The sequence below is a fragment of the Brevundimonas sp. genome, from assembly GCF_965227765.1.
Lineage (GTDB): Bacteria > Pseudomonadota > Alphaproteobacteria > Caulobacterales > Caulobacteraceae > Brevundimonas.
This window is the reverse complement of sequence record NZ_OZ245778.1, coordinates 1,465,640-1,491,940: the sequence shown is the minus strand read 5'-3', so window position 1 is coordinate 1,491,940 and position 26,301 is coordinate 1,465,640. Positions and strand designations below refer to the sequence as shown.

Annotated in this window: 28 protein-coding genes and 2 riboswitches; of the genes, 9 read left to right on the top strand and 19 right to left on the bottom strand. The window is 67.7% G+C overall.

Features of this window, described 5'->3' with window-relative positions; translation table 11 throughout:
- A complete protein-coding gene (gene gcvT, locus ACO05L_RS07065) occupies positions 1 to 1,119 on the bottom strand; it encodes a glycine cleavage system aminomethyltransferase GcvT (protein ID WP_421731455.1) in 1,119 nt (372 codons plus the stop codon).
- 55 nt (positions 1,120 to 1,174) lie between these two features.
- Positions 1,175 to 1,277, bottom strand: a riboswitch (glycine riboswitch).
- Positions 1,278 to 1,281: 4 nt separating this feature from the next.
- A riboswitch (glycine riboswitch) is annotated at positions 1,282 to 1,379 on the bottom strand.
- A 137-nt stretch (positions 1,380 to 1,516) separates the two neighbouring features.
- Here gcvT and ACO05L_RS07060 point away from each other — a divergent pair.
- Positions 1,517 to 2,485: a class 1 fructose-bisphosphatase gene (locus ACO05L_RS07060; protein WP_421731454.1), complete on the top strand. Its 969-nt coding sequence runs from the start codon at positions 1,517 to 1,519 to the stop codon at positions 2,483 to 2,485.
- On the opposite strand, the gene ACO05L_RS07055 is transcribed toward ACO05L_RS07060, so the two are convergent.
- A complete protein-coding gene (locus tag ACO05L_RS07055; RefSeq protein WP_421731453.1) occupies positions 2,467 to 3,489 on the bottom strand; it encodes an adenosine deaminase in 1,023 nt (340 codons plus the stop codon). The genes ACO05L_RS07060 and ACO05L_RS07055 overlap by 19 nt on opposite strands.
- Positions 3,490 to 3,560: 71 nt before the next feature.
- On the opposite strand from ACO05L_RS07055, the gene ACO05L_RS07050 reads away from it, so the two are divergent.
- Entirely contained in the window at positions 3,561 to 3,716 is a 156-nt protein-coding gene (locus ACO05L_RS07050) for a hypothetical protein (protein ID WP_421731452.1), read from the top strand.
- On the opposite strand, the gene argS is transcribed toward ACO05L_RS07050, so the two are convergent.
- Together argS and ACO05L_RS07040 are read right to left on the bottom strand one after the other, a co-directional pair.
- On the bottom strand, positions 3,717 to 5,519 hold the full coding sequence (gene argS, locus ACO05L_RS07045) for an arginine--tRNA ligase (protein WP_421731451.1): 1,803 nt from the start codon (positions 5,517 to 5,519) through the stop codon (positions 3,717 to 3,719).
- Entirely contained in the window at positions 5,516 to 5,959 is a 444-nt protein-coding gene (locus ACO05L_RS07040; protein ID WP_421731450.1) for a hypothetical protein, read from the bottom strand. The genes argS and ACO05L_RS07040 overlap by 4 nt, the downstream gene beginning before the upstream one ends.
- A gap of 431 nt (positions 5,960 to 6,390) precedes the next feature.
- Here ACO05L_RS07040 and ispH point away from each other — a divergent pair, with 431 nt between their 5' ends.
- Positions 6,391 to 7,365 carry a 4-hydroxy-3-methylbut-2-enyl diphosphate reductase gene (gene ispH, locus ACO05L_RS07035; protein ID WP_421731449.1) on the top strand — a complete coding sequence of 325 codons (975 nt, stop codon included), beginning with the start codon at positions 6,391 to 6,393 and terminating at the stop codon, positions 7,363 to 7,365.
- Here ispH and scpB read toward each other — a convergent pair.
- The 5 genes from scpB to ACO05L_RS07010 form a co-directional block, all read right to left on the bottom strand.
- The gene (gene scpB / locus ACO05L_RS07030) at positions 7,362 to 7,991 is read right to left on the bottom strand and encodes an SMC-Scp complex subunit ScpB (protein ID WP_421731648.1); all 630 of its coding nucleotides are present in this window, start codon (positions 7,989 to 7,991) and stop codon (positions 7,362 to 7,364) included. The genes ispH and scpB overlap by 4 nt on opposite strands.
- Before the next feature lie 32 nt (positions 7,992 to 8,023).
- Positions 8,024 to 8,848, bottom strand: a complete 825-nt coding sequence (locus ACO05L_RS07025; protein WP_421731448.1) for a segregation and condensation protein A — start codon at positions 8,846 to 8,848, stop codon at positions 8,024 to 8,026.
- A gap of 2 nt (positions 8,849 to 8,850) precedes the next feature.
- Positions 8,851 to 9,936, bottom strand: coding sequence for a beta-N-acetylhexosaminidase (gene nagZ / locus ACO05L_RS07020; protein ID WP_421731447.1), 1,086 nt, complete (start codon positions 9,934 to 9,936; stop codon positions 8,851 to 8,853).
- Positions 9,937 to 9,945: 9 nt separating this feature from the next.
- Positions 9,946 to 10,695 carry an SPOR domain-containing protein gene (locus ACO05L_RS07015; protein ID WP_421731446.1) on the bottom strand — a complete coding sequence of 250 codons (750 nt, stop codon included), beginning with the start codon at positions 10,693 to 10,695 and terminating at the stop codon, positions 9,946 to 9,948.
- A gap of 87 nt (positions 10,696 to 10,782) precedes the next feature.
- Positions 10,783 to 11,994 (bottom strand): deoxyguanosinetriphosphate triphosphohydrolase, encoded by a 1,212-nt coding sequence (locus ACO05L_RS07010; RefSeq protein ID WP_421731647.1) that lies wholly within the window; start codon positions 11,992 to 11,994, stop codon positions 10,783 to 10,785.
- 138 nt (positions 11,995 to 12,132) lie between these two features.
- Here ACO05L_RS07010 and erpA point away from each other — a divergent pair, with 138 nt between their 5' ends.
- Positions 12,133 to 12,450 carry an iron-sulfur cluster insertion protein ErpA gene (gene erpA / locus ACO05L_RS07005; protein WP_421731646.1) on the top strand — a complete coding sequence of 106 codons (318 nt, stop codon included), beginning with the start codon at positions 12,133 to 12,135 and terminating at the stop codon, positions 12,448 to 12,450.
- 6 nt (positions 12,451 to 12,456) lie between these two features.
- On the opposite strand, the gene ACO05L_RS07000 is transcribed toward erpA, so the two are convergent.
- Positions 12,457 to 13,341, bottom strand: a complete 885-nt coding sequence (locus ACO05L_RS07000) for a LysR substrate-binding domain-containing protein (protein WP_421731445.1) — start codon at positions 13,339 to 13,341, stop codon at positions 12,457 to 12,459.
- Positions 13,342 to 13,435: 94 nt separating this feature from the next.
- Between ACO05L_RS07000 and bla the strand changes: the two genes are divergently transcribed.
- Positions 13,436 to 14,377 carry a subclass B3 metallo-beta-lactamase gene (gene bla, locus ACO05L_RS06995; RefSeq protein WP_421731444.1) on the top strand — a complete coding sequence of 314 codons (942 nt, stop codon included), beginning with the start codon at positions 13,436 to 13,438 and terminating at the stop codon, positions 14,375 to 14,377.
- A gap of 27 nt (positions 14,378 to 14,404) precedes the next feature.
- Here the strand turns inward: bla and ACO05L_RS06990 are convergent, their stop codons facing one another.
- The 4 genes from ACO05L_RS06990 to ACO05L_RS06975 form a co-directional block, all read right to left on the bottom strand.
- Entirely contained in the window at positions 14,405 to 15,163 is a 759-nt protein-coding gene (locus ACO05L_RS06990) for a 3-oxoacyl-ACP reductase (RefSeq protein WP_421731443.1), read from the bottom strand.
- The gene (locus ACO05L_RS06985; protein ID WP_421731442.1) at positions 15,160 to 15,933 is read right to left on the bottom strand and encodes a prephenate dehydrogenase/arogenate dehydrogenase family protein; all 774 of its coding nucleotides are present in this window, start codon (positions 15,931 to 15,933) and stop codon (positions 15,160 to 15,162) included. The genes ACO05L_RS06990 and ACO05L_RS06985 overlap by 4 nt, the downstream gene beginning before the upstream one ends.
- Complete coding sequence (locus ACO05L_RS06980; protein WP_421731441.1) at positions 15,930 to 17,261, bottom strand: dihydroorotase; 1,332 nt, start codon at positions 17,259 to 17,261, stop codon at positions 15,930 to 15,932. The genes ACO05L_RS06985 and ACO05L_RS06980 overlap by 4 nt, the downstream gene beginning before the upstream one ends.
- A gap of 251 nt (positions 17,262 to 17,512) precedes the next feature.
- Complete coding sequence (locus ACO05L_RS06975) at positions 17,513 to 18,475, bottom strand: glycosyltransferase family 9 protein (RefSeq protein ID WP_421731440.1); 963 nt, start codon at positions 18,473 to 18,475, stop codon at positions 17,513 to 17,515.
- Positions 18,476 to 18,556: 81 nt separating this feature from the next.
- On the opposite strand from ACO05L_RS06975, the gene ACO05L_RS06970 reads away from it, so the two are divergent.
- Genes ACO05L_RS06970 through ACO05L_RS06955 form a run of 4 tightly spaced genes read left to right on the top strand, consistent with a single transcriptional unit; the run spans position 18,557 to position 21,250 of the window.
- On the top strand, positions 18,557 to 19,102 hold the full coding sequence (locus tag ACO05L_RS06970) for a hypothetical protein (RefSeq protein WP_421731439.1): 546 nt from the start codon (positions 18,557 to 18,559) through the stop codon (positions 19,100 to 19,102).
- A 40-nt stretch (positions 19,103 to 19,142) separates the two neighbouring features.
- The gene (locus ACO05L_RS06965) at positions 19,143 to 19,952 is read left to right on the top strand and encodes a YgfZ/GcvT domain-containing protein (RefSeq protein WP_421731438.1); all 810 of its coding nucleotides are present in this window, start codon (positions 19,143 to 19,145) and stop codon (positions 19,950 to 19,952) included.
- 51 nt (positions 19,953 to 20,003) lie between these two features.
- The gene (locus ACO05L_RS06960) at positions 20,004 to 20,603 is read left to right on the top strand and encodes a DNA-3-methyladenine glycosylase I (RefSeq protein ID WP_421731437.1); all 600 of its coding nucleotides are present in this window, start codon (positions 20,004 to 20,006) and stop codon (positions 20,601 to 20,603) included.
- 26 nt (positions 20,604 to 20,629) lie between these two features.
- Positions 20,630 to 21,250: a ribonuclease HII gene (locus ACO05L_RS06955; protein WP_421731645.1), complete on the top strand. Its 621-nt coding sequence runs from the start codon at positions 20,630 to 20,632 to the stop codon at positions 21,248 to 21,250.
- On the opposite strand, the gene ACO05L_RS06950 is transcribed toward ACO05L_RS06955, so the two are convergent.
- The 5 genes from ACO05L_RS06950 to ACO05L_RS06930 form a co-directional block, all read right to left on the bottom strand.
- Entirely contained in the window at positions 21,247 to 21,897 is a 651-nt protein-coding gene (locus ACO05L_RS06950) for a hypothetical protein (RefSeq protein ID WP_421731436.1), read from the bottom strand. The two genes, ACO05L_RS06955 and ACO05L_RS06950, sit on opposite strands and share 4 nt — an antisense overlap.
- 66 nt (positions 21,898 to 21,963) lie before the next feature.
- On the bottom strand, positions 21,964 to 22,128 hold the full coding sequence (locus tag ACO05L_RS06945; protein WP_421731435.1) for a hypothetical protein: 165 nt from the start codon (positions 22,126 to 22,128) through the stop codon (positions 21,964 to 21,966).
- Between the two features lie 53 nt (positions 22,129 to 22,181).
- Positions 22,182 to 23,222 (bottom strand): DNA adenine methylase, encoded by a 1,041-nt coding sequence (locus ACO05L_RS06940; protein ID WP_421731434.1) that lies wholly within the window; start codon positions 23,220 to 23,222, stop codon positions 22,182 to 22,184.
- Between the two features lie 10 nt (positions 23,223 to 23,232).
- The gene (gene pyk, locus ACO05L_RS06935; protein WP_421731433.1) at positions 23,233 to 24,672 is read right to left on the bottom strand and encodes a pyruvate kinase; all 1,440 of its coding nucleotides are present in this window, start codon (positions 24,670 to 24,672) and stop codon (positions 23,233 to 23,235) included.
- Between the two features lie 131 nt (positions 24,673 to 24,803).
- Positions 24,804 to 26,249 carry an alkaline phosphatase PhoX gene (locus ACO05L_RS06930; protein ID WP_421731432.1) on the bottom strand — a complete coding sequence of 482 codons (1,446 nt, stop codon included), beginning with the start codon at positions 26,247 to 26,249 and terminating at the stop codon, positions 24,804 to 24,806.
- Positions 26,250 to 26,301: the final 52 nt, after the last annotated feature.

The following is a 26,301-nucleotide window of genomic DNA, read 5'->3' as shown; positions in this document are numbered from 1 at the left end:
TCAGACGGTCTTGGGTTTGCGATAATAGCGGGTGGCGACGAAGGGGGTGGCGACGACCTCGCCGGCGGCGGGCTTGCCGCGCACGATGACCTTCAGCTCGGTCCCGAGTTCGGAGAATGCGGGGGGCGCATAGCCCATAGCGATGTTGCGCCCCAGGGTCGGCGAGGGTCCGCCCGAGGTGACCTTGCCGATGACATTGCCGTCCATGTCGGCGATCTCGGCGCCTTCACGGGCGGGCGCGCCTTCCTTGACGTTCAGGGCGATGCGGACGCGGCTGGGCCCGTCCGCCAGTTCCTTCAGGATGCGGTCGGCGCCGTTGAAGTTCGCAGCTTCCTTCCTCGACTTGGACAGGGCGAAGGTCAGCGCGCCCTCGACAGGCGAGGTCGTCGGATCGATGTCATGGCCATGCAGGGGCAGACCGGCTTCGAGGCGCAGCGAATCCCGCGCGCCCAGGCCGATCGGCTTCACCCGCGCGTCCTGCAGCAGCAGGGTCCAGACCCGCTCGGCGTCGGCGTTGGGAATGGAAATCTCGTAGCCGTCCTCGCCCGTATAGCCCGAGCGGGAGACGAAGCAGTCGACGCCGAACAGCATCAGCCGCGCCGTGTCCATGAAGCCGAACTCGGCCAGGACGGGCTCGTGCGCGATCATGACCTCGGCGGCTTCCGGTCCCTGGATGGCGATCAGGGCCCGGTCCTCGAACACGGTCAGCTTGGCGTCGCCCTGGAGGTTGGCCTTCCAGAACGCGAAGTCCTCGTCCTTGTTGCCGGCGTTGACGACAACGAACAGTCCGTCGTGATCGGGCCGCCCGGCCATCAGGTCGTCGATGATCCCGCCGTCTTCGTTCAGCAGCAGGGAGTATTTCTGTCGCCCGGCCTTCAGCGCCTGATAGTCGCCGGGCACGAACCGCTCGAACTGGCTGATCGCATCGGCGCCCGAGATCCGGCACTGGCCCATGTGGCTGACGTCGAACAGGCCGGCGTGTTCGCGGGTCCAGCGGTGCTCGGCCAGGACGCCTTCGTACTGCACCGGCATGTCATAGCCGCCGAACCCGACCATGCGGGCGCCCAGCGCGCGGTGCGCGGCGTTCAGGACGGTGGTTTTCAGAGTGTCGTCGGTCATGGATTCGGCTTTCAGAGTCGCGTGTTTTGGCGGAGCTCCGCCGTCTTCGCGCCCCCGCTGTCTGTGAAGCCTGAGAGATTCCGGCGACGCGAGAAGACGAAACGTCTACGCGCCAGCCTTGCTCCGTCGGCGCACCCTCGAAGGGTGGCTTTCCAGCGTCCGAATGTTCTCGCGGTCCGTTTGCCTGAGCGTTTCCGGGGCGGTTGCGCCTTCGGCTCCGGCCCCTGTTTCCAGGCGCCGATCTCTCCCGCGAGAGCGAGGCGACCTAGGCCCCGACTCCGCGCCGGAGTCAAGCTGTGGGTCACGCTGGGCGAGGCCACACCCCGTTGCTGGGCTCGCTAAAGCCTTGCTAGGTCGCCCGGCGCTCGCCAAGAAGATGCGCACGCCGGAGACAGCCATGACCGCCTACGCCAGTTTCGAGGATTTCATCGCCGGCTCGAGCGCGCCGGACGGACTCAAAGCCGTGCTGACCACCCTGGCCGCCACCTGCGCCGACATCAGCCGGGTCGTGGCGGGCGGCGCCCTGGCCGGGGCGCTGGGCGCGTCCGGATCGGTCAATGTGCAGGACGAGGAGCAGAAGAAGCTCGACGTCATGACCAACGACATGCTGACCCAGGCCCTGTCGGCCTGCCCGCTCGTCGCCGGGGTCGCCTCCGAGGAGATGGACTTCGTCCAGCCGACCACCAACGCCCCGGCTGACGGCTACGTCGTCCTGTTCGACCCACTGGACGGCTCGTCCAACATCGACATCAACGCCCCGGTGGGCACGATCTTTTCGGTCCTGCCCTCGCCCGCCTCGCCGGTCGAGGCCGACTTCCTGCAAACAGGCCGCAATCAGGTCGCGGCCGGATATGGCCTCTACGGCGCCCAGTCGATGCTGATCCTGACGATCGGCGAGGGAGTCGTCGGCTTCACCCTCGCCGCAGACGGCCGCTGGCTGCTGACCCATCCCGAAATCCGAGTCTCCGCCGACACCAAAGAGTTCGCCATCAACATGTCGAACCGCCGTCACTGGGCCGAGCCGGTGCGCCGCTATGTCGACGCCTGCCTGGCGGGCAAGACGGGTGCGCGGGGCAAGGATTTCAATATGCGCTGGGTCGCCGCCATGGTCGCCGACGTGCACCGTATCCTGATACGCGGCGGCGTCTTCCTCTATCCCTGGGATGCGCGTGAGCCGGAACGTCCCGGCAAGCTGCGCCTGATGTACGAGGGTAATCCGATGGCCCTGCTGATCGAACAGGCGGGCGGCAAGGCGACGACGGACGGCGTCCAGCCGATCCTCGATGTCATCCCCAGCGCCCTGCACCAGCGCGTCGCCGTCGCCCTGGGCTCGGCCAACGAGGTCGATCAGATCGCGGCGGCGTAGGCCTCGACCTCATCGATAAACGCTGACTTCTCTGCCGAGGTCAGGAAAGAACCTTCGAAGCTGTTGGTCGCGAGCAGGGTCAACTGCTCGCGCGTCAGACCGACGGCGGCGGCCAACTGGCGATAGTTCTCGTTCACATAGCCGCCGAAATAGGCAGGGTCGTCCGAGTTGATCGTGACGTGCAGACCCTGGCGCAGCATCTCGGGCACGGGATGGTCCTTCAGGTCATCGACCACACAGAGCTTGTGGTTCGACAACGGACAGACCGTCAGGGTCATGCCCGATTTCGCCAGCCGCTCGATCAGGGCCGGGTCTTCCATCGCGCGGTTGCCGTGATCCATCCGGTCGATCTTCAGCAGATCCAGCGCCTGCCAGACATAGTCAGGCGGCCCCTCTTCCCCGGCATGGGCGACCCGCTTCAGCCCCATCGAGCCGGCGGCGGCGAAGACGGATTTGAACTTGGACGGCGGATGGCCGAGTTCGGATGAATCCAGCCCCACGCCCCGGATGCGGTCCAGCCAGGGCTCGGCCTTCCTCAGGGTCGCAAAGGCCGCGTCCTCGTCCAGATGGCGCAGGAAACACAGGATCAGTTGCGAGCTGACGCCCAGATCACTCTCGGCCGCCTTCATCCCCGACAACAGGCCGTCGGCGACGACCTGGAACGGAATGCCCCGGTCGGTGTGGGTCTGGGGGTCGAAGAAGATTTCGGCGTGCCGCACCGTGTCGGCCGCCGCCCGCTGGAAATAGGCGTAGGCCAGGTCGTGGAAATCCTGCTCGGTCAGCAGGACGTTGGCCCCGGCGTAATAGATGTCGAGAAAATCCTGCAGGTTCGAGAAATCATAGGCGGCGCGGACCGCCTCCACGCTGTCGAACGGGATGGCGACCTTGTTGCGACGCGCCAACTCGAACATCAGCTCAGGCTCCAGACTGCCCTCGATATGCAGATGCAACTCGGCCTTGGGCAGGGCGGCGATGAAGGCGTCCAGCGCGGCGGTGTCGGTCATGGGCGGGCTTCCAGGAAGGGGCGGAACGGCGAACAGGGGCAGGCGTTCGGACGGGGCAAAGGAGCACCACCATGGCCAACGAACAAGAGCCCAAGACGGTCACCACCCCAGGCGTTCTGGGCGACGGCACCGAGGAGCAGAACCTGGGTCAGCCCGGCGATCCGTCCAAGCGCATCACCGAAGACGAGGTCAAAGAGGCCTTCGACAAGGCGCCCGACAAGGGCTGACTACATCCGGTCCGGCGTCTGAATGCCCAACAGCGTCAGAGCAGTTTCGAGTTGCAGCAGGGCTGCGCCCGACAGGCTCAGTCGCGAGCCACGGGTCGCCTCGTGGCCCGGGGCCAAGACCGGACACGCGGCGTAGAACTTCGAGAAGCTCTGCGCCACGCGATAGGCGTGCTCCGCGATCAGGTGCGGCATACGCTTGTCATAGGCGTCCGACACGGCGGCTGCGAAGGCGTCCAGCGTCAGGGCCAGATCGCGTTCAGCGGGCTCGGCGATGGTGATCGCGCCATGCTCTGCGCCCTGATCGGCAGCCTTCCTGAGCAGGGATTTGATGCGGACGGCCTGGTACAGCAGGTAGGGGCCGGTCTTGCCTTCGAAGCTGGTGAAACGGTCCAGATCGAAGACGTAGGACGTCGTGCGCGCATTCGACAGATCGGCGAACTTCAGGGCGGCGATGGCCACCTTGTGCGCGATGGCCTCGAACTCTGCGGGCGGCAGATCGTCACCGAGGCGCGCTTCCGTAAGACGCTCGCGCGCCTTGTCGGTCGCCATGGTAATCAGGTCGTGCAGTTTCAGCACCCCGCCCGCGCGGGTCTTGAAGGGCTTGCCGTCGGCGCCGTTCATGGTGCCAAAGCCGAGGTGCTCCAGCGACTTCTCGGGCGCGTAGTCGGCCAGGTATGCCGCGCGGAAGACCTGTTCGAAATGCTCGGCCTGACGCTCGTCTACGACATAGAGGATCAGGTCGGGGCCGATCTCCTGCTTGCGGTCCAGGATCGTGGCCAGATCGGTCGTGCCGTACATGGCCGAGCCTTCGGAAGAGATGACCAGCAGCGGCGGCGGGCTGGGCGCCTCGATGACCGATCCGTCAGCCAGCTTCTTCTTGCGGGTCTCGCCGTCACGGGCGACGTGGATCACCTGGGCGCCATCGTCCTCGACCAGCAGGGCCTTGGCCTTCAGGTCGGCGATCATCTGGGCCATGACCGGATCAGCGTCGCTCTCGCCGTTCCACAGGTCGAAGGTGACGTCCAGCGCGCCGAACTCACGCGTCAGGGCGGTGCGGCTGACGGCCACGAAATGGGCCCACAGGGCGCGATAGCCGGGACGGCCGCCCTGAAGCTCGGCCGTCGCCTTGCGGGCGCGGTCGCGGAAATCGAGATCTTCCTTGGCCTTGCCGGCCGCCAGGGGATAGAGGCGTTCGAGGTCTTCCAGCGTGACCGGGCTCTCGGCGGGGAAATCCCCCGCCCCTTCGGCCAGGAAGGCGCCGGCCTTGCCTTCGTCGCCCACCGCGACGATCAGCAGCCCCATCTGGAAGCCCCAGTCACCGAAATGGGCGTCGCCCCAGACCGTGTCGCCCCGGAAGCGGAACAGCCGCTTCAGGCTCTCGCCGATGATCGAGGACCTCAGGTGGCCGACATGCATCGGCTTGGCCACGTTCGGCCCACCGAAGTCGATGACCACCTTGCGCGGTTCGGCGACGGTCGAGGCCCCAGCCAGGACGGCGTCGACGGCCACGGCCTGCGCCCGATGCGCCAGGGCCGCATCGGCGATCTTGAAATTGATGAAGCCCGGCCCGGCGATTTCGATGGACGACAGGCGCGGGTCGCCCTCGAGCCGCGCGGCGACGCGGGCGGCCAGTTCACGCGGATTGGCCTTCAGCGCCTTGGCGGCGGCCAGTGCGCCATTGGACTGGAAATCGGCCAGGTCGGGGCGGTCGGACACGGTGACGCGCGCCAGGCTGGCGTCCACGCCTTCGGCGGCGAAGGCGGTCGCGACCGCTTCGCTCAGGTCGGTCTTGAGATCGGTCATTGTGCGGCGGGCGCTGCCGGTTCAGCGGTCGGAGCCGCCTCAGGCGCAGCGACCTGTCCCGCGTTGACGCGGAACCGGCTGCCGTTGCGGTTGAACTCGGCCATCTCGGGCGTCACGTCGAAGCCGACCAGGACCTCGAAATTACCGCCGCTGGTGGTGATGTCGGCGCGCGGGATGACGATCGACTGCTGCTGGGTCACCGAAGCGGTCTGTGCGCCGGCAAAATCGACGGGCAGATCGAAATAGTCCTTGGCCAGGACGGCGCTGTTCCGCTCGGTCACCGCCACCCAGTAGCGATATGTCCTGCGGCTGTCGGCGGCCTGGGCGCCACGGCCCAGGTTGAACAGCACGTCGAAATGGACGGTGATGGGCTCGTCTTCGCGATAGCTGCAGTTGGACGAAACGCCCTCGATCTCGCCCGTGTAGCCGACGTTGGACACCGAAGCGCGATTGTCGACCAGTTCGACGTAGCGAGCCGCATCGTAGAGGATTTTTACATAGGGGCATGGGCCCGCATTGGCGCGCTGGCGCAGTGGCGCAAACCGGGGCCCCCGCGTGCGGGTCTCGACGCCCTGACCGTCGGCGTTTTCCTGTCCGCGTGGGCGCTGTTGCTGCTGCTGCCCCCCATTATCTGAGCCGACGCGACCATAGGGGACAGGATCGTGACAGCCGCAGCGGCGGAAAGAGCGAGAATGACGCGACGCATGAAGAAGTTATCCGGCAGCCGAAAGGGCGCGCGTCGTATGTCGGCGCCGACACCGCCACGCTGGTTGCTGATAGCGGCTAAAGCGAGGCGCGGCAAACAGATGAGTAGATCGCTCTCACGACGCTCACGGTGGCGGCGGCGCTTCTGAAACGCTAGATTGACGGCATGAACGCTCACACTCCGATCAAACGCCCGCTTGCGGTGCGGCTGGCCACGCCGCGCGGCTTTTGCGCCGGGGTGGATCGCGCCATCCAGATCGTCGAGCGCGCCATCGAGAAGTTCGGCGCCCCCATCTATGTCCGCCACGAGATCGTCCATAACAAACACGTCGTTGACCGGCTGAAGGCCATGGGCGCCGTTTTCGTCAAGGACCTGGACGAATGCCCCGACGACCGGCCGGTGGTCTTCTCGGCCCACGGCGTGCCCAAGTCGGTGCCGGCGACAGCGCAGGCGCGCGAGATGCTGTTCCTCGACGCCACCTGCCCCCTGGTGTCCAAGGTCCATGTCGAGGCCGAACGCCACCACGCCGCCGGACGCCATATCCTGCTGATCGGCCACGCGGGTCACCCCGAGGTCGTCGGCACCATGGGACAACTGCCGGACGGGGCCATCACCCTGATCGAGACGGTCGAGGACGCCCTGAGGGTCCAGCGCCCCCTGTCCGAAGATGGCGGCGACCAGCCCCTGGCCTATGCGACCCAGACCACGCTTTCGATGGACGACACCGCCGAGATCCTGAAGGCGCTGAAGGCTCGCTTCCCCGAACTGCCCGATCCGCACAAGGAAGACATCTGCTACGCCACCACCAACCGCCAGGAGGCGGTCAAGGTTCTGGCCAACGGATGCGATCTGGTGCTGGTGGTAGGGTCGCCCAACTCCTCCAACTCGGTGCGGCTGGTCGAGGTGGCGCTGAAGGCCGGCGCCGGCGACGCGCGCCTGATCGACGACGCCTCTCACGTCGACTGGGCCTGGTTCGAGGGCGTGAACACCGTCGGCGTCACCGCCGGCGCCTCGGCCCCCGAACCCCTGATCCAGGGCCTGATCGCCGCCATAGGCGAGCGTTTTGAAACCACCATGATCAACGACCCGGGCGAGCGCGAGACGGTCACGTTCAAACTGCCCAGAGCCCTGACGGCCTAGCGTTCGTTGCCCACGAAGTCCTGAGCGAACTCGGGGCCGTCGCCGTCTTCGATCGGGTCTTCTTCCTCGACATCCGCTTCACGCGAAGGGTCGGGCACCTCGAAGCCGGTCGGCAGGGACAGGTCCAGCAACCCCGCAGCCTTCATCTCCGCCGCGCCCGGCAGGTCATACAGGCTGGCCAGGCCGAAATGCTCCAGGAAGCGGTCGGCCGTTGCGTAGGTGACGGGCCGCCCCGGCGTGCGGCGGCGTCCGCGCAGACGCACGAAGCCCATCTCCAGCAGCAGGTCCAGCGTCCCGCGAGAGATCGACACCCCGCGCACGCTCTCGATCTCGGCGCGGGTTACGGGCTGGTGATAGGCGATGATGGCCAGGGTCTCGAGCGCGGCCTTGGACAGGCGGCGCGGCTCCTCGCGCTCCTCGGTCATCAGGAAGGCCAGGTCCGGGGCGGTGCGGAACCGCCAGCGGTCGGCGACGCATTCCAGCTCCACCCCCCTGCCCTCATAGCGTTTGCGCAGACCCGAGATGGCGGCCCCGACATCGACGCCTTCGGGAAGGCGACGCGCGATCTCGGCGGCGGACAGCGGACCGGCGGCGGCGAACAGCAGCGCCTCGACCCTGCGCTCCATCTCGGCTTCGTCGGGCACGAACTGCAGGTCCGTCACGGCGTCAGCTCCAGCGGCTGACCGGTTCCGCGGCGTTTCAGGAAGACCTCCTCGAACGCCCCGTCCTGGCGCACGTCCATCGCGCCTTCCTTGACCAGTTCCAGACCGGCCGACAGGGTCGAGGCGGTGAAGCTGGCCTGGCTCGGTCCCTCGCCTTCCTCGTCGCGCAGGGGAGCCACCCGCTCCAGCGGCGTCCATTCCGACAGGCGGGGCATGATCTCGCGCAACCAGTCCCGCGCCGCCTCCAGGGGAAAGGCCTCGACCCTCTGGCCGGGATTATAGTGCCGCGCCTGCTCGCGCCGCCTCTGGGTCACATAGGCGTTCATCAGCTCGTACAGGCTGGCGTCGATGCGGTCGGACGGTACGATCACCGTGGCCTGAGGATCGCCGCGCGTGAACACGTCCCGCTTCAACTGAGGCCGGGCCAGCAGGGCCTCGGCGGATTTTCGCATCGCCTCCAGCTTCTGCAGCCGAAAGGCCAGGGCTGCGGCCATTTCCTCGGCCGGCGGTTCGTCGCCCTTGCCCTTTTCGGTGCGGGGCAACAGCAGGCGCGATTTCAGATAGGCCAGCCAGGACGCCATCACGAGGTAGTCCGCCGCCAGCGAGAAATTGCGCCGGCGCGCCTCGTGCACGAAGGCCAGATACTGCTCGGCCAGCTTGGTGATCGACAGCTTCAGCAGGTCGACCTTCTGCGTCCGCGCCAGAGCCAGCAGGACGTGCAGCGGGCCTTCATAGCCGTCCAGATCAACCACAAACGCCTCGCCCGCCTCCATCTGTTCGGCGGCGGAGAAGTCCAGGTTGGGCTGGAAAGCTTCGGTCATGCCTAGCCTTGCCTATCGCGCGGGGCGCTACTTGATTCGGCCCCCTGCGCCTCGCCCACGTCCGGTCCGCGAGCAGCCTCCATGCGGCTCGAAAGCGAGGCGTCCAGCCGCTCGCGTCCCTCGACGGGATCGAGCGGTTCCGGCGTATGCACCATGCGAGCCAAGGCCGCCGCCGCGCGCTGTTTCGCCCGCCCCTTCAGCTTGCCGACAGCCGCGGCCACCGCCCGCATCTCGGCCATGTCGCCATTACAGTGCAGCACCACGTCGCAACCGGCCTTCAGAGCCGCCTCGGCCCGCTCCGTCAGACTGCCCGACAGGGCCTTCATCGACAGGTCATCGCTCATCAACAGGCCGTTGAAGCCCAGATGCGCGCGGATCAGCTTGATGACCTTTTTCGAGGTCGTGGCCGGGCGTTTGGGGTCGATGGCGGCATAGACGACGTGGGCCGTCATCGCCATCGGCATGTCCGAGACCGCCTTGAACGGCGCGAAGTCCCAGGCGTCCAGGGTGGCGAAATCGGCGTGGACCACCGGCAGGTCGTGGTGGCTGTCGGCAAAGGCGCGGCCGTGACCGGGGATGTGCTTGAACACCGGCAGGACGCCGCCCGCCAGCATCCCCTCGGCGGCGGCGCGGCCCAGACGGGCGACCGTGTCGGGATCTTGGGCGTAGGCCCGGTCGCCGATGATGTCATGGGCGCCCGGCACCGGCACATCGACCACCGGCAGGCAGTCGACCGTGATGCCCAGGGCCTTCAGGTCATGCGCCATAAGCCGTGCGCCCAGCCGCACCAGTTCGCGCGCGGCCAGCGGATCGTTGGTCGCCTTCAGATAGGCGTTTCCCGGCGGGTATTTGGGCCAGTGCGGCGGGCCCAGCCTCTGCACCCGGCCGCCCTCCTGGTCGATCAGGACGGGCGCGTCGGGGTCATCGATCGAGGCCCGCAGGTCGTCGACCAGCGCCCTGACCTGTTCGGGCGTGTCGACGTTGCGGCGGAACAGGATGAAGCCCCACGGCCGGGTCTCGGCGTAGAAGTCCCGCTCCTCCGCGGTCAGGACATGGCCGGAGCAGCCATAGATCGCCGCGCTGGTCATGGTCTGGCCCTATCGAACCAGGCAGTCGCCGCCGGACGACTTGATGGCGTCGCAGAAGGCTGCGGCCCGCTCGCGGCTCAGGCCCGTGAAGGTGGTGCGATAGACCGTCGTGCCGTTCGAGGCGGTCACTTCCTGCACCCGCTTGGCCGAACCGCCGGCGAACTGCGGGAAGCGGGCGGCGATGGCGGCGAACTCGCGGTCGGCGATGGCCGTGGTCGAGAAGGCGCCGATCTGGACCGCCGAGGTCCCTGTCGCCGTCGCGGCCGGAGGGGTCGGGCGCGTAACCGGCGGCGTCGGACGTGTGGCGGGCGTCGTCGGACGCGGCGCGGCCAGCGGATCGCTCGTCGGCGCCGGCAGGGGCCGGGGCTCGGGGCGCGGCTGGGCCTTCTCGGGCGGCGGCGTGAAGGTCGGGGCCGTGGTCGGGGCCTCGGCGCCGTCGTTATAGACGTCGATGCCTTCTTCCGGGTTGATCGGCTGGGCTTCGACCGGGGCCTCCAGCTTCAGCTCGCCGACGGGCGTGCCGACAGACGGGGCGTCGCCCGATGCCCGCAGACCTGAACGGTAGAAGAGCACCACGGCGATGATCAGCACCAGCAGGACCACGGCGCTGACGATCAGGGTCACCGGCGGGGCCTTGGTCACAGGCGAACGACGGGCGTCATATCCGCCCCGGTTGAACGGCAGGTCGTCATCAGTCGGCGGCGTATAGGCCCCGCGCTCGCGGCCGCCGTCGGGACGGTGGTTGTCGTCGTGTGACATGGTGCGATCTCCGGGGCGGGGCAGACAGGCGGCGCGAATCGAAAATGCGCAGGGCACAGTCTATCCGCGCCCGTCGCCCGCTGCGAATCACAGATCGAGGCTGGGGTCCAGGCTGAACAGTTTTCTGTGCTCCTCGATTGCGTACTGGTCGGTCATCCCGGCGATGTAGTCGCACACCGCCCGCGCCCGCTTGCGGCTGTCCTCGGTCATCGCCTTGACGGACCACTCCGGCGGCAAAACCTCGGGCTCGGCCATGAACAGCTGGAACATCTCACCCAGGATCCGCCTCGCCTGGCTGCGCGAACGATTGACCCGATAGTGCCGGTACATCCGCTCAAACAGAAAGGCCCGCAACATCCCCAGGTCGGCCATCATGGGATCGGAGAACTGCACCAGGGTGCGTTTGGCCCGACGCACATCCTCGACGGACCGAACGCCATCCTCGGCGATGCGGCGTTCGCTCTCGGTCAGGACGTCCTCGACCATGACGCCGATCATGCGTCGCACGGCCTCAATGCGGATCATGCGGTCGTCGGCGTCGGGCCAGTCGCGGCGCGCGCCGTGCAGTTCGGGACCGATCAGCGGCACGTCGCCCAGGTCGCTCAGGCTGAACAGCCCAGCCTGAACCCCGTCGTCCACATCGTGGTTGTTATAGGCGATGTCGTCGGCGATGGCGGCGGCCTGGGCCTCCAGCGAGGCGAAACTGTCCAGCCGCAGGTCCCAGCCTTCGCCGGCGCGCGTGTAGTCGGCGATGGCCTGCCACGACGGCTCGTCCAGCTTGTGGCTGACGGGGCCATTGTGCTTGACCACCCCCTCGACCGTTTCCCACGACAGGTTCAGCCCGTCGAAGGCCGGATAGCGCTCTTCCAGCTTGGTCACGACGCGGAAGGTCTGGACGTTGTGATCGAACCCGCCCCAGTCCTGCATCTGCACCTGAAGCTCGTCTTCGCCGGCGTGGCCAAAGGGCGGATGGCCCAGGTCGTGGGCCAGGGCGACGGTCTCGGCCAGGTCCTGGTCCAGGCCCATGGCATGGGCGATGGACCGGGCGATCTGGGCCACCTCCAGGCTGTGGGTCAGGCGGGTGCGATAGTGGTCGCCCTCATGCGCCACGAACACCTGGGTCTTGCCCTTCAGGCGGCGAAAGGCCGTGGCGTGGATGATCCGGTCGCGGTCGCGGGCAAAGGCGCTGCGGGTGCGGCTGGCCGGTTCGGGCGTCAGACGGCCGCGCGATCTGGCGGGAGTCTCGGCATAGGGCGCACGCTCGCCGGGCTGGAACGGGGCTGACGGAGAGTTCGTGATGACCAGGGCCTTTCAGAAAGGGGGCGCGCCCCTCATATAGGCGCTGTGAGCACGGTCCAAACATCCCCCGCCGAGACAGACGCCGCCCCTGAACCGAAGGCGTTCGGCCTCTCCATCGCGCGCCGCGCGCCCGAGGGCATCGTCCTGGCCGAAAGCGCCGCGCGCCGATTGGCGAAACTGGCCGAGATCGAGGGACATGCGGTCATGCTGCGCGTCGCCGTCGATGGCGGCGGCTGCTCGGGCTTCCAGTACCGGCTCGAACTTGTGCAGACCGCCGAGGCCGACGACCTGCGGATCGAGACCGACGGCCAGACCGCCCTGGTCGATACCGTATCCGTGCCCTTCCTCAAGGGATCCGAGATCGCCTATGTCGACGAACTGGCGGGCGCGCAGTTCGTGGTGCGCAATCCGAATGCGGCGACCAGCTGCGGCTGCGGCGTCAGCTTCTCGATCTAGACGGCGTCAGCTGGACGGCGGCGATGCGCCGATCTCCTCCAACAGCCAATCTCGAAAAATCCGCATGGCTGCGCGCTCCGGTCGGGAAATCAGGCGTGTGAGCCAATACCGGCCAACGTCGACCTCGACGGCGAAGGGCTGAACCAGCAGTTCCGATGCGAGCTCCCGCGTGAACATCGCGGAGGGTGCGAGCGCGACCCCAAGACCGGCGGCGGCGGCCGACGCCATCAGAGCCGAACTATCGAAAATGGGGCCACGAAGGCTCGGCGCAGGCACGCCAGCCGCCTCAAACCATAGATCCCACTCATCCGAACGGTACGAGCGGAGCAATCGTTCGTGGAAAAGATCTGCGGGTAATTTCAGGCGGGCGGCGATGGCCGGGGCGCATACCGGCGTCATCGGGGTCGCAAGCAAGGGCTCGGCATGGGTGCCGTGCCAGGCGCCATCGCCGAAGCGGATCGCGAAATCCAGGGCTTCGGCGGCTAGGTCGACCCGATTGTTGTTGGTTGAAATCCGCAGGTCGATGGACGGATGGGCTGCGGCGAAGGCGTCGAGGCGTGGAAGCAGCCAACCTGTCGCAAAGGTGCCGACGACGCCGACATTCAGGGCTTCTCGGAAACGGCCTTCGCCATACTGATCGAGCGTCGCGGCGATGCGATTGAACATCTCGGCGAGCACTGGAACCAGCACCCGCCCCTCGTCCGTCAGCGCGAGCCCTCGCGGCAGACGATGGAAGAGGCGCGTGCCGAGGCGACGTTCGAGCTGCGCCACCTGATGGCTGACCGCGCCCTGACTGACGCAAAGTTCGATGGCTGCGCGGGTGAAGTTCAGATGACGCGCCGCAGCCTCGAAAGCGCGCAGAGCGTTGAGAGGGAGTTGAGCGCGATCCATCACATAGCCATCGATTATTCTCATGGTTTTGTCGAGAAATCATGCTTTGTCGCACGCGCGCCCGGCCCGCATCCTTGGGGGACGGGAGACACAGATGATCAGATCCATGGCCGTTGCGGCCTTTATCGCCAGCCTGAGCGCCACGTCGGGTTTTGACGCCGAACAGCCCTATCAGGCGACGGGCCCGCGCGCGGACGCCGGCGCCTCGCAAAGCCCGCCCCACGGGAACGATGACCCTCTGACACGGCCGATGGAGGTCGAACGCGCCAAGACCTGGCTTGCGCCCCTGCCGCCAGAAAAGATCTTCGGGAACACCTACCTCGTCGGCTTCGCCGGGCTGAGCGTCGCATTGATCGATACGGGGGCGGGCTTGGTCCTGATCGACGGTGCCCTTCCCCAGGCCGCGCCGGCGATCCTCGATAATGTCCGCAGCCTGGGTTTCGACCCGGCAGACATCAAATTTATTCTCAGCACCGAACCCCATTACGACCACAGCGGCGGACTTGCGGCACTGGTCCGCGATACCGGCGCGACGGTGGTTGCGAGCGCGCGCGGAGCCGACGGTTTACGGGCCGGAGCCCTTCTGGAGGACGACCCACAGCTCGCGTATGGCGGCGTCTGGCCCCGCGTGACGCAGATTCGGGTGATCGAGGACGGCGAAGAACTCAGGCTCGGGCATACGACGATTACCGCACACGCGACGCCGGGCCATACCCTGGGCAGCATGAGCTGGGGCTGGCAGGCCTGTGAGGCACAGAACTGCAAGGCCATCGTTTTCGCGTCCAGCATCAATCCTGTGGCCGCCTCCGGCTATCGCTACAGCGCGCCGTCGAGCGCAGCGATCGTCGCGGGCTTCATGGCCACCTATGATCGTCTGGACGCGCTGCCCTGCGACATCCTGATTTCGCCGCATCCCGACAATGCGGGCGCGGGGCGATACAACGACAAGCCGGACGCGTGCCGCATATATGCCGATCGTTCGCGTGGATTGCTGTCGAACAAGCTTGCGAGCGAGCGTGAGGCGGCTGCGAACTAGGGCGTCAGCGCGGCGGGCGTGATCCCGCTAGTCCCGCACCAGGCCGCCATCGACCACCAGGTTCTGCCCCGTCACCGCCCGGCTCCAGGGCGAGGCGAAGAACAGCACCGCGTCGGCGAACTCCTCCGGCGTGGTGACCGACCGCAAGGGGGTCATGCCGGCGATCAGGTCGAACACCGCGTCGGGGGTCGCCGCGCTGGCGTCGGTGGTCCGCAGCAATCCGCCCGAGACCATGTTCACCGTGATCCCCGCCGGTCCCAGGTCGCCCGCCGCCGTGCGCGTCAGGGACAGCAGGGCGGCCTTGGCGGCGGTATAGTCGTGATAGGGCACGACCGGGTTCTGGAACAGGTTGGTGCCGATGTTGACCACCCGACCGCCCCTCGCTCTCGTCATGCCGGGCACCGTCGCCTGGATGACGTTCAGGGCGCCGCGCACCACGGTCGAGAACTGGCTCTCCATCTCTGCCCAGCCGATGTCTGCGAGCAGGGAGCGGGCGTCGCCGTTGAAGCTGTAGTCCAGCGCATTGTTGACCACCGTGGTGATCGGCGCGCCAAAGGCCGCCTCGGCCTGGGCCACCAGGGCCTCGACCGCCGACCGGTCGGACACGTCGGCCTGGATGGCGATGACGCGATCCCCAAGCTCAGCCGCCAGGGCCTCGGCCCGGTCGCCGCTGGCGCGCCAGTTGATCACCACGCGCGCGCCCTGGCCCGCAAAGGCCCGGACCACGGCGGCGCCGACGCCGCGCGCGCCGCCGGTGACGAGGACGATCTGGTCACTGATGTTCATTTCTGTGTGTCCGTATCGAGGGTGGCGTCCAACCCGGCGCGCGCCTTGTCGGCCAGGGCGAAGAAGCGGTCGCGCACCTCGGCGGCGAAGGGATTGTCGCGTTCGATGGCGCGGAAGACGGCGGGGCTGTCGTGGCGCACCATCTCCACCGCCTGCATGATCCGGTCGAAGCTGGCCGTGGTCATCCGCGTCGGCAGAGGCTCCATGTCCAGCAGGACGCGGGCGATCAGATGGGTCAGGCCCTGCACCACCGCCGCTTCGCGGTCGTGATCCTCGGGCGTGACCAGAAAGACCTTGAGCCCCAATGCCTTGCGACAGAAGGCGGCCACGCGGCGCGCAGTCCGGTCGCCGCGCACGGGACAGACGGCGATCCGCAGGCCGGCGATGCCGTCACGCCCGCTCTGAGGGCCGAACAGGGGGTGGGTTCCGACGATCTCCACACCCTCGGGCAGTCCCTCGCCCATCAGCCGCGCGGGCAGGACCTTCACCGAGCCCACGTCGATGACCAGGGCGCCGGGCTTCAGGTGCGGCGCGATGTCGGCGATGGTCGGGGCCATAACCTCGACCGGCACGGCCAGGATCACCACAGGACAGGCGGCGGCCCCGGCCAGATCGGTCAGGGTGGTGGTCCCCTCGCCGTCCTTCGCCGCCGGGTCATAGGCCAGGATGTCGAAGCGAGACGACAGATGCCGCGCCGTCAGCCGCCCAAAGGCGCCCAAGCCGATCAGCCCGAGTTGAGGCCGCGCCTCGCTCACGTCGCCTGCCTTCACGCCGCCAGGGTTTCCTGGAAGCGGACCGGACGCCCGTGGGCCGTGCCGATCAATTCCTGATCCCGCATAACCACCCGGCCGCGCACGATGGTGGCCACGGCCTTGCCTGTCGCCTCGAAGCCGTCGAAGGGCGTCCAGGCCGAGCGGGTCGCCATGTCGGCGTGGCTGATGGTGTGTTTGGCCTTCAGGTCGACGATGGTCAGGTCGGCGTCATAGCCCTCGGCCATCCGACCCTTGCCGGCGATGCCGAACACCCGCTGGGCGCCGGCGGAGGTCAGATCGACGAACCGCTCGATGCTCAGGCGGCCGTTGGCGACATGGGTCAGCATGACCGGCACCAGGGTCTGCACCCCCGGCATGCCCGAGGGCGAGGCGGGATAGGGCCGCGCCTTTTCTTCCAGCGTATGGGGCGCGTGGTCCGACCCAAGCACGTCGAACACACCATGCTCGATCCCGGTCCACAGGCCTGCGATGTGATGGGCGTTGCGGATCGGCGGGTTCATCTGGGCCAGACCCTTCAGCCGGGCATAGGCCTCGTCGCCGTCCAGGCTCAGGTGCTGGGGCGTGACCTCGGCGGTGGCGACATCCTTGTGGTCGGCCAGGAAGCGGACCTCTTCGGCGGTCGAGACGTGCAGGACGTGGATGCGCGAACCCGTCTCGCGCGCCAGCTTGACCAGACGGCGCGTGGACATGATGGCGCTTTCGGCGTCGCGCACCTCGGGGTGGCTGGTCCAGTCGCCGGTGCGGGCCAGGGGCCGCCGCTCGACCAGGCGATATTCATCCTCGGAGTGGAAGGTGGCGCGACGGCGCACATTCCTCAGAACCTCGCGCACCCCGTCGTCGTCGGCGACCAGCAGGGTGCCGGTCGAGGCGCCCATGAAGACCTTGATGCCGCAACAGCCGGGCAGACGCTCCAGCTCGGCCAGGTATTTCGAGTTGGCGTGCGTGCCGCCGATATAGAAGGCGTGGTCGGTCCACATCCGGTCGCGGGCGCGGGCCAGCTTGTCTTCCAGGGTCGCCGGATCGGTGGTGTTGGGCTCGGTGTTCGGCATCTCGAACACGGCGACGACCCCGCCCAGGGCGGCGGCGCGCGACCCGGTCTCCAGGTCTTCCTTCCACTCCATGCCCGGCTCGCGGAAATGGACCTGGGTGTCGATGACGCCGGGCAGGACGGTCAGGCCAGTGGCGTCCACCACCTCTCCAGCCGAGGCCTTGCTAAGGTCGCCGACGAAGTCGATGCGGCCATCGGTGATGCCGACATCGGCCAGACCCCGCCCGGCGTGGTTCACCACCTCGCCCCCGCGCACGATCATGTCGTAGGTTTTCATCGCAGGGCTCCAGGGTTCGACGGGGTCGCCGTTCGATTAGTCCGAACCGGGCGTCATGTCTCCTCCCTGTCGCCGCTTGGCGATGGGGAGGTGGATCCGAGCCGCTTGGGCGAGGAGACGGAGGGGGCGGCGCGGTGGTGGAGCACAGGCCGCCGGACGCCCATCGGACAGACCCGGCCGCCCCCTCCGTCACGGCGCGAAGGCGCGCCGCGCCACCTCCCCATCCGCTGCGCGGACAGGGAGGACATTCCTCACCGCGCCAGCATCTTGCGCGCCACCTTCAGCACGCGCTCGGCCGGCAGGTCCATCATGTGCTGGATCGCCTGGTTCAGGCGGGGGTCCAGTTCCTGGAACTCGGCGAAGGATCTGGGGCCGCGCACCGACGCCCCCTTCCAGGGCCCGACCACAGTCTCGTCCGAGGGGCCGAACACGCCGATGGACGGCACGCCCGCCGCCACGGCCAACTGGGTCCAGATCGAGTCCGCACCCAGATAAAGGCTGGCGTGCGACAGGGCGGCGGCGGCCTGAAGCCGCGTCAGCTTGCCCTGCGTCTCGATCACCCGCTTGCGGGCGACTGCCAGCCGGATGGTGTGGGCCAGATCGCGATCCGCCTCCTCGCCCACGATCAGCAGCCGCCCGCCGGCCAGCGGCCCGTCGTCGGCCAATAGTGCAGCGGCGATCTTGGAATAGCGTTCGGCGGGCCAGCGCTTGCCGATCCACTCGGTCCCCGGCCCCACCGCCAGGATCGGCTTGCCGTCCGGCTGAACCAGGGCATCGGCCGCCGCCTGGGTCTCGTCGCCAAAGAACAGTCTGGGCGCCGGCACGTCGTCCAGCTTCAGCACCGCCGCCGCCTGTTCGACGGCGTGAGGCTCCGGCGTGTCGGCATTGGCGACGTAGGCTGCGCGCACGGCCCGCTTCTGGCGTCTCAGCTTGCCCGACAGGGTCGAGCCGCGCATGTCCACGACCAGACCCCACTTGGTCCCGCGCACCTGGTTCCACAGGGTGATCCATTCGAAATGACCGTCGCGGTCCAGCATCAGCAGCCGATCCAGGCGCGGCGTGTCGGCGAACAGCGGGGCGCTGGCGGGCGATCCGACGACCGTGAAATCGGCCTGGGGCATGGCCTCGACCAGATAGGCCAACACGCCGGACGACAGCACGGCGGCCTCGGCCTCGGCCTCGGCGATGTAGAGAATGGGAAAGCGAACCGCCATGGGATCGACCCTATACGGATTCTATCGGGGGTTTCAGTCGCTAACCATGCCTCTGTGCACAGGAACGGCTACAAGCGGATCATGAGCCTGCCCCTCCTCCCTGACCGCGACTGCGGCGGCTGCGTAGAATGCTGCCGGGTGATCCCGCTCGACCTGCCCGAACTGGCCAAGCCGACCGGCCAGTTGTGCGCCTATTGCGTCGATGGGGCGGGCTGCTCCGTGCATGCGATCCGGCCCCAGACCTGCCGCACATGGTTCTGCCTGTGGCGGGTGGTCGAGTTGTCCGACGACTGGCGGCCCGACCGCAGCGGCGTCATCGTCCGCCCCGACGGCATCGACCGGGGCGAGATCACCCTGTTCGTCGTTCGCCGAACCGACTTCCTGGCCTCCGAGGCCTTTTTCACCACTGCCGCGCTGTGGCTGGCCGAGGGCATGGAACTGGCCCTCAGCGTGCCCGGCCCGGTCGGGACCTATCCCTGCCGCGCCGTCGTCACCGACTGGCTGAGACCGGCGGTCGAGGACGGGGATTGGCCGGGTTTCATCGCCCGCGTCGAGGCCTCGCTGGACCGACTGGCCGACCACGACTGGCAACCGGACGGCATCGTAGCGCGGTATGAGGTGGCGTGACCCGCTGGCGCCCAAGCCGCAGCATGACTAGGTGCGCACCATGACCCACGTCGCCCGTCTCGACAGCCGCGCCCTGATCCGCATCTCGGGCCCCGACGCCAAGCCCTTCCTGAACAACCTGCTGACCCAGGATGTCGAGACCCTGACGGATGGGGCCCTGCGCTTCGCCGCCCTGCTCTCGCCGCCCGGCCGGCTGCTGTTCGACCTGTTCGTGTTCGGCGAGGGCGAGGCCGTCCTGCTGGACGTGGCCGCCGACCGTCGTGAGGCCCTGGCCCAGCGGCTGTCGATGTACAAACTCCGCGCCCAGGTCGAGGTCGCGCTGGACGACCGCGCTGTTTTCGCCAGTTGGCCCGAGGTCGCAGAGGGCTTCACCTCCGACCCCCGCACGCCCCTGCTGGGAGGCCGCCGGTATGGCGGCGACGCAACCGCTGCGGCGAGCGAGGCCGACTATGACACCCATCGCCTGTCGGTCGGCGTGCCCGATTCCGCGCGGGACGCCCCCGCCGACAAGACCTATCCGATCGAGGCCAATTTCGACCTGCTGAACGGCATCGACTTCCACAAGGGCTGTTTCGTCGGCCAGGAGACCACGTCGCGGATGAAGCGGCGCGGCGCCATCAAGAACCGGATGCTGCCCCTCGCCTTGGACGGCGCCGCCCCTGCCGTCGGCGCCGAGGTGCTGAACGGCGAACGGCGCGCGGGCGAGGTCATGACCGGCGGCGACGGCGCGGCCATCGCCCTGCTGCGCCTCGACCGGCTGGACGGGGATTTGACCGTCGAGGGCCGCCCCGTCGCCGTCCGCTGGCCCGAGTGGATGCCTGCCGAGGTCCGAACCACGCCCCTGGTCTGATCGTCTGCGGCGACGCTTTCCAGACCCGGCGGTCGGGTCGAGACTGTCGCCATGACCGAATCAGCCGTCGAGACCTCTGGCCGCTGCGGCTGGTGCGGGACCGATCCCCTCTATGTCGCCTATCACGACACCGAATGGGGCGTGCCCGAGTACGACGCCCGCGCCCTGTGGGAGAAGCTGGTGCTGGACGGCTTTCAGGCAGGCCTGGCCTGGATCACCATCCTGAGGAAGCGCGAGACCATGCGCGCCGCCTTCGCCGACTTCGATCCCGACACGGTCGCCGCCTACGGCGAGGACGACATCCAGCGCCTGCTGGCCGACCCCGGCATCATCCGCTCGCGCGCCAAGATCCAGGCCGCCATCGACGGCGCCCGCATCTGGGTCGCCATGCGCGACGAGGGCGAGGATTTCTCCGCCTGGCTCTGGTCCTTCGTGGACGGTCAGCCGATCCACACGCCCTATGCCGACTTCAAACAGGCCCCGACCCAGACGGACGCCTCGGTCGCCATGTCCAAGGCGCTGAAGGCGCGAGGCTTCAAATTCGTCGGCCCGGTCATCGTCTACGCCTTCATGCAGGCGGTCGGCATGGTCAACGATCACCAGACCCGCTGCTTTCGTCATCAGCAGGTTCGTGCGATGGCCCGGTCGTGACCATCGCCCCGAAGAAACCCGCCCGCATCCCGCCGACCCTGTCGCTGGAAACCACCCTGTCGATCACGGTGGGCGGCCCCGTCTGCGGCGTGGACGAGGCCGGGCGCGGTCCCTGGGCCGGGCCAGTCTCGGCGGCGGCGGTGATCTTGAACCCCGATGACATCCCCGTCGGCATCGACGATTCCAAGGCTCTGACCCATGCCCGACGCGAGGCGCTGGAAAGCGAGATCAAGGCCCGCGCCGTGGCCTGGGGCGTCGGCTTCGCCTCGGTCGAGGAGATCGCAGACCTCAACATCCTGCACGCCACAGGCCTGGCCATGTGCCGCGCCATCGAGGCCCTGTCAGTCCAACCCGTCGCGGCGCTGGTGGACGGCAACTACCGCTTCAAACTGCCGTGCGACGTACAGACGGTGGTCAAGGGCGACAGCCTGTCCCTGTCCATCGCCGCCGCCTCGATCCTGGCCAAGACGGCGCGGGACCGGCTGATGGTCGAACTGGATCAGGAATATCCCGGTTACGGCTTCGCCAGCCACAAAGGCTATAACGCCCCCATCCATTCGGCCGCGCTGCTGACGCTCGGCCCCTGCCCGGCCCACCGGCGCAGTTGGTCGCCTATCCGGGCGCTGCTGGAAGCGGCGGACGCCTAACCGCAGAGCGATCCATTGGCCGGTGGCTCCGGCCCGCGCTCGAAGTCACCGAGCGATAATGACATGATGGCATAGGGCCAGTGTTCGACCGAGAAGGCGCCGGCGCGCACGACGCAGATCGTGGTGACCTGCCACTCCATGCCCTGAACACCGGGAGCCAGCATGGCCGCATTATAGGCCAAGGGAGCGTCGGTAGCGTTCTCGACAAATAGAAGCATGTCTTCGCCGACGTCGGCTTGCCGCAAGGTCAGGCGCACGCCCTGTGTGGGCGGATCAGCGAGTCCCTTGGTTGGCACGAGGGCAACTGTCTCCTCTTGCGGATTGGGCCTGGGTGCGACCTGGGCCATCAGTTGGGCTACGCGTTGGTCGGATACGATATTCTGGGCTGCGTCCACGGCGGCGACTTCCAAAGCGCCTGCATCGTCATATTTCACCGTGACGGATTCTCCAGGGAAGATGAGCAGTCGCCCGTTGGCGTCGATCCATGGCGCCTTGCCCACTTCGATTGGGTCAGTGCGGCTGCTTCCAACCTGTAAAGCGAACGGCTGAACGGTCCGGCATTCCACAGAAGACCGGCGGTCGCAGTCTGTAAGGTCCTGGGCTGGTCCTGCCGCCGCCAGAACAAGCGCGGCGATGATCGTCAACATGTAGGCAGCCTCCCATTCCCGTGGAGGTTGCCCCAGACCGCGACGACTGGCTAGCCTGCCGAGAGCCTAGATCGACATCGCCCCGCCCAGCAGGGCGCCGACGCAGGCTGCGAAAACCCCGCCGCCGATGACGATGGCCCAGCGGATCGCCTCGGGTGAAAGCGGCGGCCAGTCCATCGCGTCGTCCTCGACGCGGGCGACCTTGGCGGACAGGGAATGGGGTGCGGCCATCTGTTCCATCCGCCGGTAACGCGACAGACTCCGGCCCGTTCCGCAAAGCCCCCTCAGGCGGCGGCAGGCAGGCTGATCGGACGTTCGGTGGCCATGAACAGGTATTCGACGTTCTTCAGCCGCCCCACCGCCCCGACCTTCTCGCCCTTGCGGTTATGGATGCCGATCCGGGCGCCGACATAGCGGGGCCGGTCGATCTCGATCACCTGGACATGGCCGCGCGCCGACAGCATTGAGACCAACTGCTCGCGTGACAGATAGCCTTCGTCGTTGAAGGAGATGATCAGGTTGGGCGTCTTCACCCCGGCGATCACCGCTTCCAGCGCGGGCGCAATGCCGGGGCGTGAGTTGAAGGGGCTCTTGCGCGTCTTCACGTCCACCCGCTTCCTCGCCACGCCATAGGTCTCGGGCCGGTCCCAAAGGACCAGGCTTTCCCAGACATGATAGTTGGCCAGATAGGAGTGCTGGTTATACGGCGGGTCCAGATAGACGAGGTCCGCCTCAACCTGTCCGGCGATCTCGACCGCATCACCCTGTGTCGCCCGGCACGACCCCGCCGTGACGCCCGGCAGCACGTCCGGCATCCTCAGATGCAGGGGCTTCAATGCCCTTGGCGCCCAGGTCTTCATATAGGCCATCTGCAATCCGGCGGTGGAATCCACCCGGTCCGCCGCCTCCATCAGGCTGACCAAGACGATGGCTTTCAGCTCCGGCTCCAGCCCCATCGCCTCGATACGGTTGCGCATCGCCTCGATCCGCGCGCCGTTGTCGGGATGAAAGAAGCGAGCCTCGTCGCAGAAGTTGGCGGTGAACCATCCCGCCTCAGGCTTCAGAGACTGAAGCTCGGCGATGATCGCCTCGGCCTGGTCTAACCAGCGCTCGCGGTCGGCCTGGACATAGGCCATCGCCAAGGTGTGGGCATAGGCGTTGTGGTCGTTCGACCAGACGCGAAACCCCTGCCCCTTCAACGCATGCCCAACCCGGGCCGTGCCGGAGAACAGGTCGCAGACCAGCCCGCCCTCGGGCAGGGCCTGACGCACGGCGCCCGTCACATGGCCCAAAAGCGCACGCTTTGAGCCGATGTATTTGATCATGCGACCGCCGCTATTTGCGGGCGGATTTCGCCCTGGCGGGAGCATGGGCCAAACGCAACAGATTTGCAGCCCCTGGCGCGCCAAAGGGCGTCCCGGCCAAAATCAGGATGCGCTGACCGGGTTCCGCCAGGCCGTATTTCATGGCGCTGTCGATGGCGTCGTCGGTGACGGACTCCAAGGAATCCGGCTCCTTGCCCAGCCGCGTCTCCAGACCCCAGACCAGGGCCAGCCGACGCGCCGTGTCGGCGTTGGGCGTCAGCACCAGGATGGGCCGCAGAGGCCGCTCGCGCGCCATCCGCCGCGCCGTCCCGCCCAGGGTGGTGAAGACCACCATACAGGCGGTCGACTGGGCCTGCGCCGCCTTGCCCGCCGCCGCGACCAGGGCGTCGACGTCGTGTTCGTCCATGCCGGCGTGTTCGGCGCTCATCAGGCTGGGCCACAGAGGATCGCCCTCCACCCGCTCGATGATCCGGCTCATGATGCCGACGGATTCCAGCGGATAGTCGCCAGACGCCGTCTCTGCCGACAGCATCAGGGCGTCGGCGCCCTCATAGACGGCATTGGCCACGTCCGAAGCCTCGGCCCGCGTCGGGGCCGGCGCCGTGGTCATGGACTCCAGCATCTGGGTGGCGACGATCACCGGCACGCCGCGATTGCGAGCCGCGCGGATGATCTGTTTCTGCGCCACAGGCACGTCCTCGGGGTTCAGCTCGACCCCCAGGTCGCCGCGCGCCACCATGACGCCGTCGCAGTAGTCGAGGATGCTTTCGAGCTCGTTCAGGGCCTGAGGCTTCTCGATCTTGGCCAGGCAGGCGGCGCGACCGTTCACGATCTTCTTCAGCTCGGCCATGTCCTCGGCCTTCTGCACGAAGCTGAGGGCCACCCAGTCCACGCCGATCCGCAGGGCGAAGGCCAGGTCCTCGCGGTCCTTGGGCGTCAGGGCCGAGACGGGAATGATCGCTTCCGGCACCGCCACGCCCTTGCGGTCCGACAGTTTCAGGCCGCTTTCGACCGTGACGTCGGCCCATTCGTCATCGCGCTTGCCGACCCGCAGCCGAACCCGGCCGTCGTCCAGCAGCAGCAGCATCCCCTCGCGCAGCGCCTTGAAGATCTCGGGGTGGGGCATCTCCACCCGCGTCTCGTCGCCGGGCGTGGGGTCCAGGTCGAACCGCATCTTGTGGCCCGGCTTGATCGAGATCTCGACGTCTTTGAACCGTCCCAGCCGCAGCTTGGGGCCCTGCAGGTCGGCCAGGATGCCCAGCGGACGCTGCAGCGCCATCTCGGCGCCGCGCACGGCCTTCAGGGCGGCGGCGTGATCCTCGTGCGAGCCGTGGCTGAAGTTCAGGCGGAACACATCGACGCCCGCCTGGGCCAGAGCCTTCACGGTTCCCGGCGACCGGCTGGCGGGCCCCAAGGTCGCGACGATGCGCGCGCGGCGTGCTCTGATCATGGTGGTCCCGTTGGCCGGATGCGTTTCCTGGGCCGGTTGTGCCAACGAAACGCCCAGTGTGTAAGGGCGGACCTATTGCCGAAACACGAAGTTACGCCGTGTTTCGCACCCTCGGGACGGTGGAATTTGCATTACGCCGCTACGTGATCGCCGCCCCGGTCCCAAGGCCCCCTGATGGCGAAGGTCACGCCAGGGTACTGGATATTGACGAACAGGGTCGAGCCGTCGGGTGAGAAGACGGCGCCCGCGAACTCGGAGTTGCCTTTGAAGACGTTGCGGGCGATCGCGTACAGTTTCCCGTCGGGCGTGACGCCCTTCACATGGTTGCGGATCTCGTCGGAATAGTTGTCCTCGCAGACCACCAGATGCCCCCAGGGCGCGACGGTGAGGTTGTCGCCCATGTTCAGCGCCTTTTCGTCCGTCGATTCGACGAACAGCTGGATGCGTCCGGGCCGAGCCGCCTCGCCCGCCTGGCCTTCGTCCGCCGAGGGGACATAGCGCAGCACCTGGCCGCGCTGGATCGGCCCGCCCGAGGTCGGCGTCAGATATAGTTCCCCATCGCCCCAGTGGATGCCCTCGCCGCGCGCGATCAGGGCGGCGCCTGCCGCGTGGCCGCGCATCCGCAGGTCGTCGTTGGGACTCTCCACGTCGTCCAGATCGATCCAGTCGACATCCTTCCAGTCGCCGACCGACCATAGCCGCGCCTCGTGGTTGGAGGTGTCGGCGCCGGGCGCGCCACGAATGACCATGGCCTGCAACCGCCCGCCCTCGATCAGCCGTCCCGGCGTGGTGGGGATGAAGCGGTAGAACAGGCTGTCGGCCTTGTCCTCGGTCAGATAGACGATTCCGGTCCTGGGATCGACGCAGACTGCCTCATGCTCGAACCGGCCCATGGCCTTCAGCGGCACAGCCTCGACCAGGCCGGTGGCGGCGGCCGGCACCTCGAAGACATAGCCGTGCTCGCGCGTCACGTCGGCGTTCGAGGGGTTTTCCTCGGTCTCCTCGCAGGTCAGCCAGCTGCCCCAGGGCGTCTGGCCGCCGCCGCAGTTGGTCGCCGTGCCGACCAGGCTGAGATGCTGGCGGATCGTCTCGCCCGTCGCCGTGTCGTAAACGACCGTGGTCGTGCCTGCGGGCAGGACCTTTCCGTCCTTGAAGGTGTCATAGGCCTTGGTCTTGTCGATCAGGTCGATCCGCTCCTGGCGATAACCCGCCGGGCCCCAGTTGCGATGGCTGGACGAACCGACCTTCAGCTCATGGTTCCGCACCAGGGCCACGCGCGTGCCCTCCAGCGCGAAACAACCCATGCCATCGAACTGTCCGGGCACCAGGAGCCCGTCGTCCATCGTCTCGCCGCCCTGTGACACGACGCGATAGGAAAACCCCTCGGGCAGGTCGAGCATTCCGTTTGGATCGGCGATCAGGGGCCCATAGCCGTGAACCTGATTGACGTAGGTTTCTTCGCGTCCGTCCTGAACCGAGCCCCGCGCCTGAGCTGCACGCGACAGCCCGCCGAACGCCAGTCCCGCCGCGCCTCCGACCAGCAGGGATCGACGGTCGGTGCGGGCGAAAGGGGTCATGCGAAACTCACTGAAAGACGACGACGCGCCTTACAGCCCCATCCCTCGCCCC